The 3,935-nt window shown below is 66.6% G+C and carries 2 protein-coding genes, 1 tRNA gene and 1 pseudogene; 2 read left to right on the top strand and 2 right to left on the bottom strand.

What is annotated here, in order from left to right:
- The first annotated feature begins 300 nt into the window (after window positions 1–300).
- Window positions 301–1,907: pseudogene (gene istA, locus ACFRMQ_RS39070) on the top strand (IS21 family transposase).
- Window positions 1,904–2,668 (top strand): IS21-like element helper ATPase IstB, encoded by a 765-nt coding sequence (istB, locus tag ACFRMQ_RS39065; RefSeq protein WP_380735645.1) that lies wholly within the window; start codon window positions 1,904–1,906, stop codon window positions 2,666–2,668. Before istA ends, istB begins: the two are co-directional and overlap by 4 nt.
- On the opposite strand, the gene ACFRMQ_RS39060 is transcribed toward istB, so the two are convergent.
- Together ACFRMQ_RS39060 and ACFRMQ_RS39055 are read right to left on the bottom strand one after the other, a co-directional pair.
- Window positions 2,665–3,189, bottom strand: a complete 525-nt coding sequence (locus ACFRMQ_RS39060; protein ID WP_380735646.1) for a hypothetical protein — start codon at window positions 3,187–3,189, stop codon at window positions 2,665–2,667. The genes istB and ACFRMQ_RS39060 overlap by 4 nt on opposite strands.
- 92 nt (window positions 3,190–3,281) lie before the next feature.
- A tRNA-Lys gene (locus ACFRMQ_RS39055) sits at window positions 3,282–3,353 on the bottom strand.
- Between the last annotated feature and the right edge of the window lie 582 nt (window positions 3,354–3,935).

Genomic DNA, 3,935 nt, shown 5'->3' with positions numbered 1-3,935 from the left:
GACCTGGACCTTAGTGTGAACGGTCAGCGATTTCCCCCGCTTCTCAGGCTTCGTGGTCACGGAATTGGCCAGGGTCGCGGTCACGAGTCCCCACGGGGAACTTGACCACGGTGGAAGCCTGGAATACCCCAGATCAGGTGGTTTGACCTGCGAGTGATCGTTCCATCCGAATCGTTCAGGTTCCCCTTGGGCATCCCCGAGCCGGGTTGAGGGTCCTGACCATCTCGGAGTCGTCACCGTCCCTCGACCGACAGGCCCAGAGGTCGACGGACACTCTGGATGGCAAGGAGAACGTTCACCGTGGTCGACATCGTCGAGATCTACGTCCACTGGTACGCGGGCCGGTCGAAGAACCAGCTCGCGGCCTCGTTGGGGGTGGACCGCAAGACCATCAGGAAGTATCTGGCGCCGGCGGAGGCGTCCGGGATGGCGCCGGGTGGGCCGCCCATGAGCGAGGCGGACTGGGGGAAGCTGATCAAGAGCTGGTTCCCGGAGCTGGCCCGGCGTCGGCTGAACCAGGTCACGTGGGCGGAGATCGAGCCGCACCGCGACCTGGTCAAGGGGCTGCTGGAGACGACAACGGTGACCACGATCCATCAACGCCTCAGAGATGAGGGGAAATTGGCGGTGTCGTTGTCGACGTTCCGCCGGTGGGTGACCGAGAACCTCCCGGACGAGTCGGCCCGGTCGAAGGTGACGGTGCTGCGGGACGACGTCGAGCCGGGCTCGGAGGCCCAGATCGACTACGGCTTCCTGGGGCAGTGGATCAACCCGTCGACCGGCAAGCGGCACCGGATCTGGGCGTTCGTGATGGTGCTGCCCTGCTCGCGGCACATGTTCGTCCGCCCGGTGGTCCACATGGACCAGAACGCCTGGACTCAGTCCCACGTCGAAGCGTTCCGGTTCTTCGGCGGTGTCCCGCGGCGGTTTGTGCCGGACAACCTGCGCACGGCGGTGGACCGGCCGGACCTCTACGATCCGAAGATCAACAAGTCGTATGCCGAGCTCGCGACCTACTACGGCGCCCTGGTCGACCCGGCCCGGGCTGCGAAGCCGAAGGACAAGCCGCGGGTCGAGCGGCCGATGCCGTATGTCCGCGACTCCTTCTGGAGCGGGCGGGAGTTCACCTCGGTCGAGCAGATGCAGGCCGAGGCCCTGACGTGGTCGGCCGGCACCGCCGGCCGCAGACAGTGCCGCCCGCTGGGCGGCGCGAGTCCGCTGTCGGTGTTCGAGGCGGTGGAGGCCAAGGCCCTGCTGCCGCTGCCGGACAAGCCGTTCGTGCTGGCCCGCTGGTCCACCGCCGCAGTCGGCCCCGACATCCACATCAAGGTCGGCCGCACCCTCTACTCGGTGCCCTGGAAACTGATCGGCCGCAAGGTCGACGTCCGCTCCACCGCCACCATGGTCCAGGTCTTCCACGAGGGCGAGCTGGTCAAGACCCACGCTGCACTCGACCAGGGCAAGCGCACCGACAAGAACGACTACCCGCCGGAGAAGATCGCCTTCCAGATGAAGACGCCGATCTGGTGCCGCAGCCAGTCTTCCGAGGTCGGCGACGCCTGCCGCGAGGTAATCGACCAACTACTGGAGGTCAACGCGCTCTACCGGCTCCGCGCCGCCCAGGGGGGGTCCTCGGGCTGCGGAAGAAGTACGGCGACCAGCGGCTGGAGGCGGCCTGCACCAAGGCCATTGCGGTCGGCGACCCCTCCTACCGCACCATCAAGGGCATCCTGATCGCGGGCACCGAGACCGACCCCGAGCCGGAGACCGGCGACGCCGGGGCCGCGGCCTTCCTCCATGGCCCCGAGGGCCTGTTCGCCACGAGTATTCCCTCCCAGATCTCCGGCGAGCCCGAGGGCACCCCGGGCCATGCTGACGCCGACGACGCCGAGGAGGCCGCTCGATGAGCGTGATGGACACCGCCCTGCGCGAGTCGCTGAAGGCGCTCCGGCTGTCGGGGATGCTGGAGACCCTGGACGCGCGGCTGATCCAGGCCCACGGTGGTGAACTCGGCCACCTGGACTTCCTGCAGATCCTCTGCCAGGACGAGATCACCCGCCGCGAGACGGTCGCCTTCCAACGGCGGTTGCAGAAGGCGAAGTTCGAGCAGCAAGTCACCTTGGAGGAGTTCGACTTCGCCGCTTCCCCGAAGCTGCCCGCGGCCCAGATCCGCGACCTGGCCGCCCTGCGCTGGCTCCATGCCGGCGAGTCGGTGATCTTGTTCGGACCGGTGGGCGTCGGCAAGACACACGTCGCCCAGGCCCTCGGCCACCTCGCCGTCCGACAGGGCGCAAACGTCCGCTTCACGAAGACCAGCCGGGTCCTGGCCGAGCTCGCCGGCGGCCACGCGGACCGCACCTGGGACAAGCGCATGCGAGAGCTGATCAGACCCGACGTCCTCATCCTCGACGACTTCGCCATGCGCCAGCTGACCGCGGCCCAGGCCGACGACCTCTACGAACTGGTCTCCGAGCGGCAGGGGCGCTCGCTGATCATCACCAGCAACCGGGCACCCAGCGACTGGTATCCCCTCTTCCCCAACCCGGTCGTCGCCGAGTCGCTGCTTGACCGGCTGATCAACACCAGCCACCAGGTGATCATGAACGGCCCCAGCTATCGGCCGAACAAGCGGCCCAAGAACCCCGTCGAGAAGCCTCCGACCACCTAGCGATCCAGCTCGGCAACGTTCCACTCCCGAGGCAGGTCCTCGCCGCAGAAGACGCAGACGAAGTCCTCCTCCCGCACGATGTTGAGCTCCCGGCAGGAGCGGCAGCGGCGGAAGACCACCTCGTGCGTGAACCCGGCCGGGCGCTGGATCCCGATCCGGTCCAGGGCCTCGGCCACGGCCGGCCATGAGATGACGTCCGGGCAGTAGCCGGTCGACTGGTTGCTGACCTCCTCGACCGCCCACCGCCCGGACTCCTCACGGAAGCTCATCTCACCGGCGCTCAGGACCTCTTCGCCGCCGGCGCACACCACGTGCTCGCTGCGGCGCGGAGCCAGCCGCAACACTCCGCCGGCATCGACGACGAACGTGAACGGCTCGGCCAACTCATCCGGGGCCAGCGCTGAGGCCCACGCGCCGAAGTCCGCCGACGAGCGCATGCTCCGCCCCTCACCACCCGCCCGGACGAGCTCCTTCAACTCAACCGGACCCACATACCGATACATCCGCCCCCGCGTCTTCACGCTCACCAACCTAGCCCCTCACACGGCCAGGACCTGGGGAATTACGTGACCACAGCCCTTGGGGAATTACGTGACCGTCCACACCTTAGGAATGGGCCACCAGGGGCTCGAACCCTGAACCTACGGATTAAACGTCCGCAGCTCTGCCAATTGAGCTAGTGGCCTCACGAAGCCCAGACATGCCGGATGATGCCGCCCCATGCCGTCAAATCCGGCGTTTGCGCAGATCAGGACACGTAAACGCCCTCGCGCCGCACCGCCCGCTACCGTTTGATCATGAACATGCCTCACGGCGTGACGCCGTGTGCCGGATCGTCCGAAGGCGTCCGGTCACACCTGGGACACACTGGCGATACCAAGCCCGAGCGTGCCGCGCCTCACTACCGCTCCCTGCTGACGCATCAACACGGATATCGCAGATCAGGAACCCACCCTGGAGAGTTTGGACAAATGCCGAGCCGCGCGCGCCGCCAGGCCGCAGCCGACCCCAGTCAGGCATGTGCAGCAGACACGGCTGCCACCTTCACGCCAGTCACCTTGCTCGCTATTCCCTGCCAGCAGAAATTGAGAGGTGAGCAATATGCACTAGTTATTACCCTTTTCAACAGATAGGTTACTTTCGCCCTGCCGGATTGGTCCTGCGGGGGTGCGCTAGATGAATGAGTCCGATTGATGGGCTGGCCGCGACCATGACGAAGGGTGCCCGTTGGTTGGTTTGTGAAGACGAACCTGGACACCCTTCTGAC

It is taken from the genome of Kitasatospora sp. NPDC056783 (assembly GCF_042789895.1).
Lineage (GTDB): Bacteria > Actinomycetota > Actinomycetes > Streptomycetales > Streptomycetaceae > Kitasatospora.
This window is presented reverse-complemented; position numbering and strand designations above follow the sequence as displayed.

What these genes read in the sequence shown, in the direction of transcription:
- istB (WP_380735645.1), top strand. Translation starts at nt 1,904, where the DNA reads ATGAGCGTGATGGACACCGCCCTGCGCGAGTCGCTGAAGGCGCTCCGG.